15 protein-coding genes, 1 riboswitch and 1 other annotated feature are annotated in these 15,926 nt (G+C 37.4%); of the genes, 4 read left to right on the top strand and 11 right to left on the bottom strand.

The features are described 5' to 3' along the window. Positions 1-73 precede the first annotated feature (73 nt). The 4 genes from AC3G7N_RS19525 to pckA all read right to left on the bottom strand — a co-directional run bounded on the left by AC3G7N_RS19525 (position 74) and on the right by pckA (position 4,514). Complete coding sequence (locus AC3G7N_RS19525) at positions 74-880, bottom strand: ABC transporter permease (protein ID WP_489423837.1); 807 nt, start codon at positions 878-880, stop codon at positions 74-76. A gap of 60 nt (positions 881-940) precedes the next feature. Continuing rightward, the gene (locus AC3G7N_RS19520; RefSeq protein ID WP_489423836.1) at positions 941-1,717 is read right to left on the bottom strand and encodes an ABC transporter ATP-binding protein; all 777 of its coding nucleotides are present in this window, start codon (positions 1,715-1,717) and stop codon (positions 941-943) included. Between the two features lie 12 nt (positions 1,718-1,729). Next, on the bottom strand, positions 1,730-2,713 hold the full coding sequence (locus tag AC3G7N_RS19515) for an ABC transporter substrate-binding protein (RefSeq protein ID WP_489423835.1): 984 nt from the start codon (positions 2,711-2,713) through the stop codon (positions 1,730-1,732). Positions 2,714-2,924: 211 nt separating this feature from the next. Then, a complete protein-coding gene (pckA, locus tag AC3G7N_RS19510) occupies positions 2,925-4,514 on the bottom strand; it encodes a phosphoenolpyruvate carboxykinase (ATP) (RefSeq protein ID WP_489423834.1) in 1,590 nt (529 codons plus the stop codon). A 215-nt stretch (positions 4,515-4,729) separates the two neighbouring features. Then, a riboswitch (SAM riboswitch) is annotated at positions 4,730-4,836 on the top strand. A 321-nt stretch (positions 4,837-5,157) separates the two neighbouring features. On the opposite strand from pckA, the gene metK reads away from it, so the two are divergent. After that, positions 5,158-6,357 (top strand): methionine adenosyltransferase, encoded by a 1,200-nt coding sequence (gene metK / locus AC3G7N_RS19505; RefSeq protein ID WP_489423833.1) that lies wholly within the window; start codon positions 5,158-5,160, stop codon positions 6,355-6,357. Between the two features lie 57 nt (positions 6,358-6,414). Here metK and AC3G7N_RS19500 read toward each other — a convergent pair whose 3' ends face one another. Both AC3G7N_RS19500 and AC3G7N_RS19495 read right to left on the bottom strand, forming a co-directional pair. Beyond that, a complete protein-coding gene (locus tag AC3G7N_RS19500) occupies positions 6,415-6,822 on the bottom strand; it encodes a thiol-disulfide oxidoreductase DCC family protein (protein ID WP_489423832.1) in 408 nt (135 codons plus the stop codon). A 36-nt stretch (positions 6,823-6,858) separates the two neighbouring features. Next, on the bottom strand, positions 6,859-7,374 hold the full coding sequence (locus AC3G7N_RS19495) for a gamma carbonic anhydrase (protein WP_489423831.1): 516 nt from the start codon (positions 7,372-7,374) through the stop codon (positions 6,859-6,861). A 69-nt stretch (positions 7,375-7,443) separates the two neighbouring features. Between AC3G7N_RS19495 and AC3G7N_RS19490 the strand changes: the two genes are divergently transcribed. Further along, positions 7,444-8,511, top strand: a complete 1,068-nt coding sequence (locus tag AC3G7N_RS19490) for a tetraprenyl-beta-curcumene synthase family protein (RefSeq protein WP_489423830.1) — start codon at positions 7,444-7,446, stop codon at positions 8,509-8,511. Positions 8,512-8,566: 55 nt separating this feature from the next. On the opposite strand, the gene AC3G7N_RS19485 is transcribed toward AC3G7N_RS19490, so the two are convergent. The 4 genes from AC3G7N_RS19485 to mnmM all read right to left on the bottom strand — a co-directional run bounded on the left by AC3G7N_RS19485 (position 8,567) and on the right by mnmM (position 11,554). Then, positions 8,567-9,295: an amino acid ABC transporter ATP-binding protein gene (locus AC3G7N_RS19485; protein ID WP_489423829.1), complete on the bottom strand. Its 729-nt coding sequence runs from the start codon at positions 9,293-9,295 to the stop codon at positions 8,567-8,569. Then, positions 9,292-9,936: an amino acid ABC transporter permease gene (locus AC3G7N_RS19480; RefSeq protein WP_489423828.1), complete on the bottom strand. Its 645-nt coding sequence runs from the start codon at positions 9,934-9,936 to the stop codon at positions 9,292-9,294. The genes AC3G7N_RS19485 and AC3G7N_RS19480 overlap by 4 nt, the downstream gene beginning before the upstream one ends. Before the next feature lie 58 nt (positions 9,937-9,994). Next, on the bottom strand, positions 9,995-10,780 hold the full coding sequence (locus AC3G7N_RS19475; protein WP_489423827.1) for a transporter substrate-binding domain-containing protein: 786 nt from the start codon (positions 10,778-10,780) through the stop codon (positions 9,995-9,997). Positions 10,781-10,981: 201 nt separating this feature from the next. Next, the gene (gene mnmM / locus AC3G7N_RS19470; RefSeq protein WP_489423826.1) at positions 10,982-11,554 is read right to left on the bottom strand and encodes a tRNA 5-(aminomethyl)-2-thiouridylate-methyltransferase MnmM; all 573 of its coding nucleotides are present in this window, start codon (positions 11,552-11,554) and stop codon (positions 10,982-10,984) included. Between the two features lie 122 nt (positions 11,555-11,676). Next, positions 11,677-11,893: a binding site (T-box leader), on the top strand. Between the two features lie 48 nt (positions 11,894-11,941). Here mnmM and leuS point away from each other — a divergent pair. Further along, positions 11,942-14,356 carry a leucine--tRNA ligase gene (leuS, locus tag AC3G7N_RS19465; RefSeq protein WP_489423825.1) on the top strand — a complete coding sequence of 805 codons (2,415 nt, stop codon included), beginning with the start codon at positions 11,942-11,944 and terminating at the stop codon, positions 14,354-14,356. Between the two features lie 138 nt (positions 14,357-14,494). Here the strand turns inward: leuS and AC3G7N_RS19460 are convergent, their stop codons facing one another. Further along, entirely contained in the window at positions 14,495-15,256 is a 762-nt protein-coding gene (locus AC3G7N_RS19460; RefSeq protein ID WP_489423824.1) for a YybI family spore inner coat protein, read from the bottom strand. Positions 15,257-15,384: 128 nt separating this feature from the next. Between AC3G7N_RS19460 and AC3G7N_RS19455 the strand changes: the two genes are divergently transcribed. Continuing rightward, entirely contained in the window at positions 15,385-15,693 is a 309-nt protein-coding gene (locus tag AC3G7N_RS19455; RefSeq protein WP_489423823.1) for a rhodanese-like domain-containing protein, read from the top strand. Positions 15,694-15,926 lie beyond the last annotated feature (233 nt).

Below are 15,926 nucleotides of genomic sequence, written 5' to 3'. Positions count from 1 at the left end.
AACCGATGATCGGAACCATTTTTAAGTTATTTTTGGCTAGTTATGTCCCAGCCTCGTTATTTTCCTTTGTCTATTACTTGGTATGTTTCATAAGCACGTGCTCCATTTTCTCAACCATTTTATACATAATTGCAGCACAGACTGCAATTAGGAGTAAGGTAGACATGACTAAGGTGAAATCAAATACTTGGAATCCATAGATAATTAAATAACCGAGGCCTTCCTTGGATACTAAAAATTCACCTACAATTATACCCACCCAGGAAAGTCCTACGTTTACTTTTAAAGTAGAGATAATGGTTGGAAGTGTTGCTGGGAAAACTGCTTCACGAAAACATTGTGCACGGGTTGCACCAAAGCTTTTTAATACATTTACATAGTTCGGATCCACTTCTCTAAATGCAGAGTATACAACGAGAGTCGTTATCACAACAGAGATAAGTGCTCCCATCGCAATAATTGCTAAATAACCTGGGCCTAAAGCTACTATAATGATTGGTCCTAAAGCAACCTTAGGCATTGCATTTGCGATGACAAGGTAGGGGTCTGTAACCTTTGCAAATTTAGATGACGTCCAAAGAAAAGTTGCAAGTATTACACCTAATACTGTTCCGAGTACAAATCCAATAATAGTTTCAATGACAGTTACTTGTAAATGTACAAAAAAGCTTCCGTCTGCAAATTTCTCAACAATTTGTATAATAATTTTAGAAGGCGAACTAAAAAGTAACGGATCGATCCATAAAAGGGAACTTGCTAATTGCCATATACCAAAAAATAGCGCAAGTATAGTGAGTTGCCATGCAAAAACACTTCGCTTATCGTGCTTAATCCTTTTTTTGTATTGTTCATGAAGTTTCTCACTTGATTTATTGTTCATGATCCAGTCACACCTTTATAACTGGTAGTAAAAAAATGGAAGGTTAGATAAGAACGGATATTATGCATCGGCTTTTTCATGTTTATCTAACTCCTTCCAAATTCGATCAAATAAAACTTGATATTTCGGATGTTTACGTGCTTCAAAAGGTGTTATTGTTCGTATTTCAATAGGTACATCAAAGGTTTTGGCGATACTGCCAGGATTTGAAGACATCAAAATGATTCGATCGCTCATGGCAATTGCTTCCCCAATGTCATGAGTAACTAATATCGAAGTCTTATTGTATGCCTGCAATAATTGAAAAACAAGATCCTCTAGCTTTAGCTTTGTTTGGTAATCCAGTGCTGAAAATGGTTCATCTAGCAATAATATTTTTGGATCAGTAATAAGTGTTCTTACTAATGCAGCGCGCTGTCGCATCCCACCCGACAATGAACGCGGATAAGCATCAGCCACATTTGGTATACCGACTTCTTCTAATAAGTTTTGTGCTCTAGCTTTTGTTTCACTTGTGATCAATCCACCTAATTTAGGTCCGATTAATATATTTTGCATGATGGATTTCCAAGGGAACAGGTAATCCTGTTGAAGCATATATCCAATAGATAAGTTTGTCTCTTTTAGCGGCTTTTCCTCTAATATAACTTCACCGGAAGTTTGAGGAACAATTCCAGCGATGATAGAAAGAATAGTTGATTTCCCGCAACCACTGGGACCGAGTAGTGAAATGAATTCTCCTTCGTTAATGGAGAATGAGATATTGTCTAATGCCTGTGTATAGCTTTTTTCTGAAAAATAATGGTGTGACAATTTATCTAAGGTTAGAAACGACATTTATTTCCCTCCTTAGTTTATAACTTCCTCTGCGTATTTCGTATTTACTAATTCCTCATATGGTACATCCGCAGGTAACTCTCCAGCTTCTTCCATAATGTCTTTTAGGTTGTTCCATTCTTCTTTATCTAGAATAGGGTCTGTTGCAAATGATCCTTGCTGTTTATATCGTTCAATCGATGACGCAAGAATATCTAACTCTGTTTCTTTAAAATATGGCTGTATAACTTTCGCTATTTCTTCAGCACTGTTTTCGGCTACCCATGTCTGTGCTTTATAAACAGCTTCAGTGAATTTTTTAATCTCCTCATCGTTTTCATTCAGGTAGCTTTGTTTCGCCATGAAAACGGTGTAAGGTACGTGCCCTGACTCTTCACCGAAAGAAGCGACAATATGTCCCTTTCCTTCTTTTTCAAAAATACTTGCTGTTGGCTCAAATAATTGAACGTACTCAGCGTCGCCAGAGACAAATGCTCCAGGTATATTTGCAAAATCGATGTTTTGCAACAAGTTAAGATCTTGATGGGGATCAATATCGTTTTGCTTAAGCACAAATTCCCCAACCATTTGAGGCATTCCACCTTTACGTTGCCCTAGGAATGTACTATCTTTTAGATCTTCCCATTTAAAATCTGGATGGGGTTCTTTTGCAACTAAAAAAGTTCCATCTGTTTGCGTTAATTGTGCGAAGTTTATGGCATAATCATTTGCATTCTGTCCATACACGTAAATGGACGTTTCAGAACCGACAAGTGCAATATCTGCACCATCAGAAAGAAGTGCAGTCATTGTTTTGTCACCACCCCAAGTTGTTTGGAGTTCAACTTCCAATCCTTCTTCCTCAAAAAAGCCTTTCTCAAGAGCAACATATTGAGGAGCATAAAAAAGAGAGCGTGTTACTTCAGCTAATTTAATAGAGGACTTTTCATTTGAATTACATGCTGTCAGAAGAACAATTGTTAACCCAATAAGCAATGTAAAGGTTATTTTTTTCATAAGCTCAGGTCCTTTCTTTCGAATAGAATAGTGTCTAAATAGTTTATGAAATCCATGTAAATGTGTGATTGCCTATACTAGGAAAAAGTGTGGTTTGTAGAATGGGACAGACAGAATACTAGCGATTATAGTTCTTTACTGTCCAAGTGCTAGACAGTTTTAGAACACAAAAAAACCGGCCTTTGTGTAAAGACCGGTTTTTTTGTGAGTATTAACCTCTATATAATGGACCAGCGTTACTAATTTCATCACTGGCTTGTGTGAATTTCTTAAAGTTTTCATGGAACTTCACTGCAAGCTTTTTCGCTTCTGTATCGTAAGCTTCTTTATCTTCCCACGTTTTCTTTGGAACTAAAACTTCATCAGGAACTCCTGGGACATGCATAGGGGTTTCCAATCCAAAGATATCATTCTTTGTTGTTTCGACCGTGTTTAGTTCACCTTCAAGTGCTGCATGAATCATAGCGCGAGTATAAGAAAGCTTCATGCGATTTCCGACGCCGTATGATCCACCGGTCCAACCAGTGTTTACTAAGAAAACATTTGAGTTAAATTGATCTATTTTCTCACCTAACATTTTTGCATAGGTTGATGGTGCAAGTGGCAAGAATGGTGAACCAAAACATGCAGAAAATGTTGCTTGTGGTTCTGTAACTCCACGTTCTGTTCCGGCTAACTTGCTTGTATATCCACTTAAGAAGTGATACATTGCTTGCTCTTTTGTTAATTTACTGATCGGTGGTAACGTTCCAGATGCATCAGCTGTTAAAAAGATGATGGTATTTGGGTGACCAGCAACGCTAGGTGTTACAATATTATCAATATTTTCTAATGGATATGCTGCGCGGGTATTTTCAGTTAACGATGTATCATCATAATCTGGAATACGTGTATTTTCATCAAATCTAACATTTTCTAACACTGAACCAAATCGGATAGCATCAAAGATCTGTGGTTCTTTTTCTTGTGACAGGTTAATACACTTTGCATAACAGCCACCCTCAATATTGAATACACCGTTTGGACTCCAGCCATGCTCATCATCACCAATCAAACGACGATATGGATCAGCTGAAAGTGTTGTTTTACCTGTTCCAGACAGGCCAAAGAATAAAGCAACGTCTCCTTCTTGCCCTACATTTGCAGAGCAGTGCATGGATAACACTTCACGTTGTGGTAAAAGGTAATTCATAACAGAGAAAATGGATTTCTTAATTTCTCCAGCGTACTCAGTTCCACCAATTAGAATAATGCGTTTTTTAAAGGAAACAAGAATAAACGTTTCTGAATTCGTTCCGTCAACTGCGGGATCCGCCTTGTACGTAGGTGCAGAAACAATAGTAAATCCTGGGTCATGTGATTGTAATTCTTCATCATCTGGTGTAATGAACAATTGTCTAGCGAATAGGTTATGCCATGCATATTCATTGATGACTTGAATTGGTAAACGGTATTTTTTGTCAGCACCTGCAAAACCTCTAAATTGGAATAATTCATTTTTTTCTTTTAAATAATTCATTACTTTTGTATATAGGTTTTCAAATGACTTTTCGTCAATTGGTTGGTTCACTGATCCCCATTCAATAAAGTTTTCACACGTTTCATCGCGAACGATAAATTTATCATCAGGGGAACGGCCGGTATACTTACCGGTAGTTGCTTGAATGGCACCGGATGACATTAATGTACCTTCATTTCGATCCAGTATTCTTTCAACTAAACGAGACACAGATAAGTTTTTTTGTACCTTCTTATGGGAAATTAATTCTTCTAGTAATGATGATTGTTCCACCGATTTCATGTATGATACCTACCTTTTTGGATGGATTTTGTTTTTAAAAAATAAGTTTTATTTATATATGTTTGTAAATCTGTTTATTAGTATAACACATTTATAAAATTAATCCATACTAATCTATTATTTTATATGCAAACGCATAAGAAAAATTTCGTATTAAGTTAAAAAAAGTTGACATCATTAATTGATTTCGGTACGATTAATCTCGAACGGATACTCTCTTATTCAGAGTTGGCGGAGGGACAGACCCTATGAAACCCAGCAACCATCACTTTTGTGAAAAGGTGCTAACCTGATGCAAGGATCACTCCTTGAACAATAAGAGGAAATGGCCACAACACCTTTCCTCATGAATACAGGAAGGGCTTTTTTTGTTTTAGGAATTTAAATATACTGAACCTTGGTTACAGTAATTATAATAGTAGCCATATCCAGCTACAGCGCTTAGCGGCTAGTGGACTTCATCTTCACTTCATCACAGCAAAAGATTCATTTTTGACTTTCCCCATTACGGGCGATAAGTCAAGTTCATCTAATCTTGCACAGGTCAATCAGTCCATACGCCACTGACCAAGCGCTTCCGCTTTTGTTTTCATACTGGAAAGACAGAGATCCGTAACTCATTATAAGGGGAGGATTTAGCCATATGGCTGCAAATCGTCGTTTATTCACATCTGAATCTGTTACTGAAGGGCATCCTGATAAAATATGTGACCAGATATCAGATTCCATTTTAGATGAAATTTTAAAAAAAGATCCACTTGCACGTGTTGCGTGTGAAACAACTGTAACAACCGGGTTAGTATTAGTTTCTGGTGAAATTTCTACCAATACGTATGTAGATATTCCAGCAATCGTGAGACAAACGATTAAGGATATTGGCTACACCCGTGCAAAATATGGTTTTGATGCTGATACCTGTGCTGTTCTAACTGCAATTGATGAGCAGTCAGCTGATATTGCAGGAGGGGTAAACACTGCACTTGAAGCACGTCAAGGTAAAATGACTGATGATGAAATCGCTGCAATCGGTGCTGGGGATCAAGGATTAATGTTTGGCTACGCTTGTGATGAGACGAAGGAATTGATGCCTCTTGCCATTTCGTTAGCGCACAAACTAGCGAAAAGACTAGCAGATGTTCGGAAAGATAAGACGCTGGATTATCTGCGTCCAGATGGTAAAACACAGGTAACTGTGGAGTATGATGAAAATGATAATCCTGTAAAAGTAGATACTATTGTTATTTCAACCCAACATCATCAAGATATCACTACCGAACAAATTGAAAAAGATTTAATTGAACATGTAATTCGTCCTGTTGTACCAGAGCAACTATTAGATGAAACAACAAAATACTTTATTAATCCTACAGGTCGATTCGTAATTGGTGGACCACAAGGTGATGCGGGACTTACTGGCCGTAAAATTATCGTTGACACGTATGGTGGATATGCTCGCCATGGTGGAGGAGCATTTAGTGGGAAAGATTCTACGAAAGTGGATCGCTCGGCGGCATATGCGGCGAGATATGTAGCAAAAAACATTGTAGCTGCTGATCTAGCTAAAACGTGTGAAGTACAATTAGCGTATGCAATTGGGGTAGCGGAACCAGTATCTATTGCTATCAATACATTTGGAACTGGAAAAGTAAATGAAGAGGACTTGGTTCAAGCAGTAAGGAAGTTATTTGATCTAAGACCAGCAGGCATAATACGGATGCTTGATTTACAAAAGCCTATCTTCCGAAGTACATCAGCGTATGGACATTTTGGTCGAACAGATATCTTATTCCCTTGGGAAAAGACAGATAAAGTAGAGGAATTAAAAGCTCTTACAACTAAATAGTAAACATAAACGTCACGACTTTCCAATTTTGGTGTCGTGACGTTTTATTTTTACCTTTTACAAATCTGATTCCTCTTGTACAAATCTATTTCGCATTTCAGGAGAAGGGATCATACACCTATCCTTTTTTCCAAACCATTTATATCTGTTCTTAGCAAGCACTCCATAAAAAAAGTCTCTTATGGGTTTTGGAATAATAATAAAGAAGTAAGCCATTTTCCAAGTTCCTTTTAACTTCCTGCATACTTGAAGTGCAGCTGTTGACTTATAATAACATTTACGATTATCTACTAGTATGAAACTATCAATATCATTTGGGATGTGCTGTTTCTCTACAATCATTTTACCAACCTTACTTTGTAACGAGGCAAATTTATAATGACCTTTTGGATCTCTTTTGATAATAAATTGAACGCTCCAGTTACATAAGTTGCACTCTCCATCAAATAATATAATTTTATTCATCCAAATCTCACCTCTGAGTTACTAGCGCTTTTTATTTTACAAAGATGTATTATGTTTATAATATTGTCCTTTTTCCACATACGTTTTTCTAACGCGTTCCATTTCTTGATAGTCTTCATCTGTAAGCGTGCGTACTACCTTTGCTGGTCTACCTAATGCTAGTGTGCGAGGCGGAATTTTTTTGCCTGGTGGCACAAGACTACCTGCCCCTAGGAATGCATGTTCACCAATTTCAGCCCCATCTAAAATAAGCGACCCCATTCCGATTAGTGCATTATTACGTATGATTCCCGAATGGAGTGTGACCTGATGCCCGATTGTCACGTCGTCTTCTACAATAACAGGATTGTCTGGGCTTTGGTGAACCATTGATAAATCCTGTATACTTACTCTTTTTCCGATTCTAGTTGGCGCTACATCGCCCCGAATCACCGTTTTAAACCAAATACTTGATTCTTCGCCAATTGTAACATCCCCAGTAATTACTGCATCATTTGCGATAAAAGCAGAATCATGAATAGTAGGTGCTATATTTTTATAGTGGTGTATCATTTGTATCCTCCTAAAAGTATGGTGTATAAGTAGTATAACAAAAAATTAAAAGTGAAAGGAGGAAGTGACTTGTCGTATCGTGTGCCGAAATCGTCGCTTTCATTAATGAGTAAGGTATATTTGAAAATTTTCCCGCGGGTTCGTACAGAATTGGGGTATTGGAAAAGCCGTGCGGAGAAAATTCCGAACAAAGAATTACGTAATCAAGCACTTGCAAGCATTTCTTCCAAACGCTTTCATTGTCAGGGCGGGGGAGTATATGCTATTCTCGCAAAGGAGAATTGGAAAGAGGCTATACAATTCATTGTAGCTTACCAAACGATTAGTGATTATTTAGATAACCTTTGTGATCGGAGTACATCTCTTGATCCATCTGATTTTCGAATGTTACATCAATCGATGCTCGACGCGTTATCACCGCAAGTTCCGGTTAAGAATTATTATGAATTGCGTGATGATCAGGATGATGGTGGATATTTAAACGATTTAGTTCAGACATGTCAAGAGACATTATCTAATAGGGAAGGGTATGAAACTATTAAGAAGTTGTTAGTGAAACTTTGCAGCCTGTATGGAGACTTACAGGTTCATAAACATGTGAACCATGGTGAAAGAATACCGCGGCTGACTTCCTGGTTTGACGAAAACAAGGAAGACTTACCACAATTAAGGTGGTATGAATTTTCAGCAGCAGCAGGCTCAACATTGGGCATTTTTTGTTTAGTTTCGTATGCACTTGGTGGAAAAATGTCACCTGAAATGGCGTCAGCTATCTATCATGGCTATTTTCCATATATGCAAGGTCTACATATTTTGTTAGATTATTATATTGATCAAAAAGAAGATAAAATGGAAGCAGATTTAAACTTTTGTGCGTATTATGAAAGTCAATTAGAGCTAGAAAAACGATTGCAAGCTTTTATTGAAAAAACACATAGTCATGTGCAGCGTTTGCCTGATCGACGTTTTCATGAAATGGTTCAACACGGCTTAGTAGGGTTATATTTAGGTGATAGAAAAGTAAGTGATTTGAACGGTGGAACTAATATGAGGAAAGTATTACTTGATACTAGTGGAGGACAAGCAAAGTTTTTCCACTGGAATACAAGGCTTTATTACAAACTTACCGGAAAGTGAAAAACAACCTGAACCGATCAATTGATGATCAAATCAGGTTGTTTTGTAGACTAAACTATAAAACCTTACTCAAAAATGCTTGTGTACGCTCATGTTGTGGGTTACTGAATAGCTCTTCTGGAACATTTTGTTCAACAATGAATCCTTCATCAATATATAAAACGCGATCTCCAACTTCGCGTGCGAATCCCATTTCATGTGTCACGACAACCATTGTCATCCCTTCAATGGCTAGTTGTTTCATAACCTCTAGTACGTCTCCAACCATCTCAGGGTCAAGTGCTGATGTTGGTTCATCAAACAACATGATCTTAGGATCCATCGCTAGGGCACGTGCAATTGCGACACGTTGTTTTTGTCCACCTGATAAAGAACCAGGGTAGCTGTCAGCCTTGTCATTTAAACCAACTTTGGTCAATAATTCTTCAGCTTTTTTAGTCGCTTCTTCTTTTGAAGTTCCGCGTGTTTTCATTGGCGCAAGAATAATATTTTCCAACACCGTTTTATGTGGGAATAGATTAAACTGTTGAAACACCATTCCAACTTCTTGACGAACCGTATTGATATTAACACTTTTGTCTGTAATATCTTGACCATCAACAATTACATGCCCACCAGTAATATCCTCGAGTCGATTTAAACAACGAAGAAAGGTGCTTTTACCAGATCCAGACGCCCCGATAACGCAAACAACTTCTTGTTCTTCAATGGAAACACTAATATCTTTCAACACTTCAAGCTTTCCAAAGGATTTCTTTAGGTTTTTTACATCAATCATTGTCATCGTAGTTCAAATCTCCTTTCAAGAAAGCTAGAGAGTAAGGATAATAGATAAATAATGATGAAATACATGACCCCAACTGCCAGCCATATATTGAAGGCTTCAAATGTTCGAGCGATTACCACCTGCCCTTTTTGTGTTAAATCAGCAATTCCAATTACTGAGAGTAGGGAAGTATCCTTTAAGCTGATTATTCCTTGGTTTGTGAACGTTGGAAGCATCCGTCTGAACGCTTGAGGTAGTATAATATGACGCATGTTCTGTGTACTTGTTAATCCTAGTGAACGGGCAGCTTCTGTTTGCCCTTTGTCCATTGACTGAATACCAGCACGGATAATTTCTGCAAAATATGCACCGGCATTTATTGCTACGGTAATAATACCTGCAGTTGTACGATCCATCGAAATGAATTCAAGTGAGTTAAGACCATAATAGAAAAAGAATAATTGTACTAATATAGGTGTCCCACGGATTGCATCGATAAATATTTTAGCAATAAAGTTAAGAATTTTCCAAGGAGACAAGCGCATTAGTGCCATGATTAAACCAATAATAAAACCTATAATAATTGCTACTAAAAATATGTAGATAGTTATTTTTAATCCTTCCCATAGATATGGTAGAGAGTCAATAATAATATCCATTTGTCCATCCCCCTTCATTAAAATGGACGCGCTTTAAAAGCGCGCCCTTATAAAATTTTTATTGTTCTCCAAGATACGTATTTAAGATTTCATCATACTTGCCACTTTCTTTTAGTGCTGCTAATCCATCATTTATCTTTTGGAGAAGTTCATCATTTTCACCTTTAAGTACAGCTATCCCATAATTGTCACCATTTAAGCGATCTCCAACGAGTTGCAACTTAAGGTCACTTTGAGCGATCGCATAAGAGATTACTGGATAATCTTCAATAAGTGCATCAGCAGTTCCATTTGCAACCTCTTGGAACATGGATGTACTATCGTTTACCTGAACAATTTCATATCCATATTCATCTTTATTTTCTTCTGCAAAGTTTGCTCCAGTTGTTCCTTTTTTAACGGCTACAGTTTTTCCTTCTAAATCTTCTAAACTAGTAATCTCAGTGTTACCCTCTGCAACAACTAAAGACAAACCTGCTTCAAAGTATGGCTCAGAGAAATCAACAATTTCCTTTCGGTCTTCCGTAATACTCATGCCAGCAATTGCAATGTCCAGTTCCCCAGCCTGCATTGCTGGAATAATGCCACTGAAATCCATTGGCGTGAGTTCTATTTCAAAGCCTTGATCTTCGGCAATTGCTCTTATCAAATCAACGTCAATTCCTTTGTATTCGTCACCTTCTTGAAATTCAAATGGTGGATAAGTCGTATCGATACCTACTTTATATATTTTTCCATCTTCATCACCGCCGGATGCATTACCTTCATCTGAGTCACTAGACCCACATGCTGCTAATAAAACCATTAAAGCGAATAAAAGACTAAATAAACAAATCTTCTTCATTGAATTGCCCCCTTGTTTGATTTAGAAAACGTTATCATATGTGTATTCTATAAAAGGGTGTCGTACATGTCAAGAAAAATCAAAATATTAAAACGAGTTTCAGACTATTCAAGCTTAATGCGTGTATTACGACGGAATACGACAAAAATCGATAAACAAAAAGTCCTACTGCTCTTCTTAAGCAGTAGGACGGATTAACTATTATCTGGTTTTCTTTTCAATCGCAATAATAAATGGTGGGGTATTTTTTTGGTTGATAAATCCATAATATAAAACACTATATAGCTTTTGGTCTAACTGATGCGCGTATTCCATAATATTTCGCTTTTCTGCATTGCCGCCCTCATGCCCATGATAAACGACCAAAACAACTATTCCATTTTCTTTTAGGTGAGTTAAAATCCCTTCTATTGCAAGGATAGTTGTTTCACTTTTGGTAACAATACCTTTATCACTTCCTGGAAGGTAACCAAGATTAAATATGGCCCCACCAAGTGATGTCAATTGATCAACGGACAAATGATGGATTGCATTGCTGTGACTATCTTTAATAATGGTTGCATTGTTAATCTTTTGCGAGATAAGCATTTCCCTAGTGTTTAGAATTGCTTGTTCTTGTATATCAAAACCGTATACATGACCGCTCTCACCAACTGCTTTACTCAAAAAAACAGTATCATGACCATTCCCGCATGTAGCATCAATAACCGTATCGCCTTTTTCTACTGCTTCTTCTATTAAATGATGGGAAAATTGAAGGATTCCTTTCATCATGCGCATACACCCTAACTACCTTTAATGTATATAATTTTAGCATGAATGGAATTATAATAGAAAGAAACAGATTATAGGCTTGACAATGGAACACCAATTCATTAAAATTCAATATACATATTATAATAACGATGCGAAGGATCAGTAATAAATTCTTCAGGCGTAGCGAGACAGTGGTTGGTGAAAACTGTTCCTGAATATTTATGAACTCACCTTTAATGTTGCAAGAGTGAACCATAGTAATTCTTGCCGTGAATCCACGTTATGGATACAAAGAGAACGTGCGATTTACGTTAATTTGGGTGGTACCGCGGGAGATAACAGCTTCTCGTCCCTTTATAGGGATGAGTGGCTTTTTTTGTTTTCATAAATGAAGGAGGAAGAAAAATGAGCTTTGATCATCAAATGATTGAAAAAAAATGGCAGACGTATTGGCAAGAAAACAAAACGTTTAAGACCAACACCTATTCTGAAAAAAAGAAGGTTTATGCACTAGATATGTTTCCGTATCCATCTGGTGCAGGACTTCATGTTGGGCATCCAGAGGGGTATACAGCTACAGATATTTTTTCTAGAATGAAGCGCATGCAGGGATACGAGGTATTGCACCCGATTGGGTGGGACGCATTTGGATTGCCAGCAGAACAATATGCACTAGACACAGGGAACAGTCCTGCTGCATTTACTTTGAAAAATATCGAAACGTTTAAGCGTCAGATTCAAGAACTTGGCTTCTCTTACGACTGGGATCGCGAAATTAATACAACAGATCCGAATTATTATAAGTGGACACAATGGATTTTTACAAAGCTATATGAAAAAGGGCTTGCTTATGTTGATGAAGTAGCGGTTAATTGGTGTCCAGCACTTGGAACCGTACTTGCAAATGAGGAAGTTATTGACGGAAAAAGTGAGCGGGGCGGACACCCAGTAGTTCGAAAGCCAATGAAACAATGGATGTTGAAGATCACCGCCTATGCTGATCGACTAATGGAGGATCTAGAGGATCTTGATTGGCCAGAAAGTATTAAAGATATGCAACGTAACTGGATTGGTCGTTCTGAAGGAGCCGAAGTAACGTTTGACATTGGGGGAAGTAATGAAACATTTACCGTTTTTACAACGAGACCAGATACACTTTTTGGTGCAACCTATGCTGTTCTAGCACCTGAACACCCACTTGTGAAAACTATCGTTCAAGCTGACCAAAAGGATGCAGTTGAAGCTTATCTGAATGAAGTTGAAACGAAATCAGATCTTGAGCGGACAGACTTAGCGAAAAACAAAACAGGTGTTTTCACAGGAGCATATGCCATTAACCCAGCTAATAATGAAAAAATGCCAATTTGGGTAGCCGATTACGTTCTAATGACTTACGGAACTGGAGCTATCATGGCTGTTCCTGCACATGATGAGCGTGACTATGAGTTTGCTTCTAAATTCGAATTACCAATAGTGGAGGTTGTCGAAGGTGGAGATATATCTAATGAAGCCTACACAGGTGATGGAGACCACGTGAATTCAGTGTTTCTGAACGGAATGGACAAAGAAACTTCCATAACAAAAATGATTGATTGGTTAGATAACAATGGTAGTGGCGCGAAAAAAACCACCTATCGTCTACGTGATTGGCTATTCTCAAGACAGCGTTATTGGGGTGAGCCAATTCCAATTATTCATTGGGAAGATGGTTCGATGACAGCCGTACCTGAAGAAAATCTTCCATTAGAGCTACCGAAATTAACGGAAATAAAACCATCTGGAACTGGGGAATCACCACTTGCAAACAGTGACTGGGTGCATGTAGTTGACCCTAAAACAGGACTTAAGGGACGAAGGGAAACAAATACAATGCCTCAATGGGCAGGCAGCTGTTGGTATTTCCTGCGCTTCATTGATCCAGGTAACTCTGAAAAGCTTGCAGATCCAGAGGCATTAAAAGAATGGTTGCCAGTGGATACGTATATTGGTGGGGCTGAACATGCTGTACTTCATCTATTATATGCACGTTTTTGGCATAAGTTTTTGTATGATATTGGTGTTGTTCCAACAAAAGAGCCGTTCATGAGACTTTATAATCAAGGAATGATCCTTGGCGATGGTAATGAAAAAATGAGTAAATCAAAAGGAAATGTTGTTAACCCCGATGATATTGTTGCTTCACATGGTGCAGATACATTGCGTCTATATGAGATGTTCATGGGACCTCTCGATGCCGCAATTGCTTGGTCAACAAATGGTTTAGAAGGAGCGAGAAGATTCCTTGATCGTGTATGGCGCATGATGATTAATGAAGATGGTTCACCATCTGAAAAGATAACAGAGGGAATTCAAGATTCATCACTTGATAAGGTCTATCATCAAACCGTTAAAAAGGTAACAGAAGACTTTGAAAACCTACATTTTAATACAGGTATTTCTCAAATGATGGTATTTATTAATGAAGGATATAAAGCAAACCAGATTCCAAAGGGTTATATAGAGGGATTTGTTAAATTGCTTTCACCAGTAGCTCCACATGTAACGGAAGAATTATGGAATCGACTTGGACATCGGGAAACTATTAGCTATCAGCCGTGGCCTAGTTACGATGAATCTAAGCTGGTAGAGGATGAAGTAGAAGTTGCGCTTCAAGTAATGGGTAAGGTTAGGTCTAAGATAAATGTAGCAAGAGACATATCTAAAGAAGACCTTGAAAAAGTAGCACTGGAAGATGATAAAATGCGGGAATGGTTAGAAGGGAAAACGATACGAAAGGTAATCGTAGTTCCAGGAAAATTGGTTAATGTTGTAGCAAATTAAAATTGTAAGGGACCTCTGTTGTGAAATGAGGTCCCTTTTTTGTTTTCTAAAACAAAGTTGTGTTCAGGGTAAGAATGTTGCGGTTGGAAAAGTAGAGAAGATCAAAAGGACGTTAACGTATGATGGGTTTATAGCCAACTATTGACCCGAAGGCACCCATTCTGTAGTTAAAATAATCCATTTTCCTTTTTCGTAATACCAAAGTGTTTCTATTGTACCTAATTGATCAGCATGATACGCACCACTTATTTGTTGATAGCTTTTTAATCCATAACCCTTACTTTTGCTGATTAATACCGGCTCATAAAATGCTATTGGATCAATCATCAAGGCAGTGGGTTTTAGTAACTCACCATTTTTATTATATAGACCAAGGCGTATATAATCATCTGAACGATCTTTCACATTGATATATATTCCCTTACTTCTAGGTGTAAGAGATAAAATTGCTTTAAAGTTCTCCATAAACTTTCCTTTAACGTAACGTTGCACTGGTAGTGGGATTTCTTTAAGATCACCATTTTTTAATGTGTTAAGTTGGTAACTATATAAGCCACCGCTACCACCAGTAGGACTTTGAAAATAAATATCCGTTATTTTGTCGTGATTTAAATCATAGAACTGGAGGGTTGGTTCATAACCTCCCTCGTATTGTATCTTCCATTCTTTCGAGTGTGAATCATTAATTACTGCCCAGATTTTTTGGTAATAGGCGGAATCGTTACTAAATGGAATGGCTTTTAAAAGGATGGTGTCTGTTTGACCATCACCAGTAACATCCTCCTTATAGGTATGAATAGTTATGGGGTTTGGGGCTTTCGACTTAACAGTTGCCTGAAGGGAAATTGGGAATAATAATGTGAGAAATAGAAAAAAAGCGATAATATTGGTATACTTCATTTTTTATTCTCCTGTCTAGAGTTAATTTTGATTAAATATAGGTATATAATGTGTCACATGTTTGCAACGTATACGCTAAATTAGTATGATAAAGTTATACAATGTTTGAAAATGAAAGGCTGATAAAAATGGAACATATTCAAGAATTCACTTCTGAAGAACTACAAAGTTTATTAGGTAAAGAAAATAGCATTGAAATTATAGATGTTAGAGAAGACGAAGAAGTAGCACAAGGTATGATTGAAAATGCTAAGCATATTCCATTACAGGAAATCCCTAATAATATGGGGGAACTAAGCAAAGAAAAACATTATGTTCTTGTTTGCCGTTCTGGTGCTAGAAGTATGCGAGCTGCAACTTATTTAGAAGAACGTGGCTATAAGGTTGCTAATCTTGCAGGTGGAATGTTGGATTGGAATGGTGAAGTCATCTTTTAATGGAATCAGAAAAAAACTCTAAAAGGTTATTGACATTTTAATAGAATGGCTGTAATATATATTTTGCTGCTAAAAAAACAGCGATTAACAACTAACAACTTCCCAATATTAAACATTGACAGTTTGATGGAGGAAATGCTATAATTCTTGTATTGTCGACGTAAGTTGACAGGCAATAAATTCGATCCTTGAAAACTGAACAAAACAACCAAGTATGTAAGTAACGAAACAAA

It is taken from the genome of Virgibacillus carmonensis (assembly GCF_057836705.1).
Note: the sequence above shows the minus strand (reverse complement) of the source record. Positions and strands in the feature narration are given on the sequence as shown.